This is a genomic window from Dietzia cercidiphylli (assembly GCF_014145145.1).
GTDB classification, from domain to species: Bacteria; Actinomycetota; Actinomycetes; order Mycobacteriales; family Mycobacteriaceae; genus Dietzia; species Dietzia natronolimnaea.
In genome coordinates this window covers 1-1,346 of record NZ_JAALEA010000093.1, presented here as the reverse complement: position 1 = coordinate 1,346, position 1,346 = coordinate 1, and the positions used below count along the sequence as shown (strand labels likewise).

The window sequence follows — 1,346 nt, the reverse complement described above, 5'->3', positions numbered from 1 at the left end:
CCCTGCCCGTGGGGGCCGGGTGGCCACTCGATCCGTTCCGCGTCACAGAGGACCGGGTCACTCGCGCGGGTCGCGTCAGGCCGGCGCGGCCGCGGCGGCCAGGACCTGCTCGAGGAGCTCGTCCGCACGGTGCTCGTCCGCACGGTCGGCCAGCGCGAGTTCGCCGACCAGCACCTGCCGCGCCTTGGCGAGCATGCGCTTCTCGCCGGCGGACAGTCCCCGGTCCAGGTCGCGGCGCCACAGATCGCGGACGACCTCGGCGACCTTGTTCACGTCCCCCGAGGCCAGCTTCTCGCCGTTCGCCTTGTAGCGGCGCGACCAGTTGGTCGGCTCCTCCGCGTGCTCGGTACGCAGGACATCGAAGACCTTGTCGAGCCCCGCCTCGTCGACCACGTCGCGCACGCCCACGTACTCGGCGTTCTCGGCCGGAACCCGGACCGTGAGATCGCCCTGTGAAACCTTGAGGACGAGGTATTCCTTCTCGGTGCCCTTGACCGTCCGCATCTCGATCGCCTGGATACTTGCGGCGCCGTGATGCGGGTAGACGACAGTGTCGCCGACCTTGAACTCCATGAGTGGCTTTCCCCTTTCGACTGAGCCATCTTAGCACGCCCTCAGCGCTGGGGTTATCCGTTTATGCAGGTCAGCAACCCGAACGGCCCGACCGGCGCATCCGGGGGGTGCGAGGGGCGCACTCTGGCGCCGGTCACGACCGGCCGTGGACTACGATGAGACCGGCCTGAGAACGACCATCTCCCGAGGAGCCTGACGTGACTTCACCGAACACCGGCCTGCGCCGCACCGCGCTCGTAGTCCTGGCCGTGGGTACCGCCGTCGGTATGTCCGCGTGTGGCGCCGGCCAGATCTCGCAGACGGCCGGTCAGGTCGCCGCGGTGGACGGTGGACAGGGTTCCGCGGGCGAGCTGTACGTCAACGACCTCGTGGTGGTCCTCCCCGAGACGGGGGAGGCGCGTCTCGGGTTCGTCGCCTCCTTCACCGGGACCGGCATTGGTGAGTCGATCTCCCTCGACCGTCTCGAGATCGACGGGATCGAGGCGCAGATCGGCGAGTCGCAGCCCCTCGAGCGCGGGTGCTCGCTGATCGTCTCGGCGGCGGAGGACGCAGAGCCCGTCCCCGGCGGGGACGACCTCTGCGTCGAGCGGACCACCGCCACCCTCCCCGGTGCGGACGACCTCCAGATCGGCACCTCGGTGCCGGCCACCGTCTCCTTCTCCAACGGCGACCAGATCGAGATGGCGGCAGCCGTCATCGCCGAGGTCCCGGCCAGCGACGAGTACACCCGTCCGGTCGAGACCCACTCCGAGGGGCACTGAGACGTCCGCCCT

Annotated in this window: 2 protein-coding genes; one reads left to right on the top strand and one right to left on the bottom strand. The window is 69.7% G+C overall.

The window, feature by feature from the left end; all coding sequences use genetic code 11:
* Window positions 1-75 precede the first annotated feature (75 nt).
* Window positions 76-573 (bottom strand): CarD family transcriptional regulator, encoded by a 498-nt coding sequence (locus tag G6028_RS04170; protein ID WP_179524504.1) that lies wholly within the window; start codon window positions 571-573, stop codon window positions 76-78.
* 197 nt (window positions 574-770) lie between these two features.
* On the opposite strand from G6028_RS04170, the gene G6028_RS04165 reads away from it, so the two are divergent.
* The gene (locus G6028_RS04165) at window positions 771-1,334 is read left to right on the top strand and encodes a hypothetical protein (RefSeq protein WP_182641627.1); all 564 of its coding nucleotides are present in this window, start codon (window positions 771-773) and stop codon (window positions 1,332-1,334) included.
* The last annotated feature ends 12 nt before the right edge of the window (window positions 1,335-1,346 follow it).

Excerpts from the sequence above, each read along its gene's own strand:
- G6028_RS04170 (WP_179524504.1), bottom strand. The coding sequence starts at position 573 with ATGGAGTTCAAGGTCGGCGACACTGTCGTCTACCCGCATCACGGCGCC.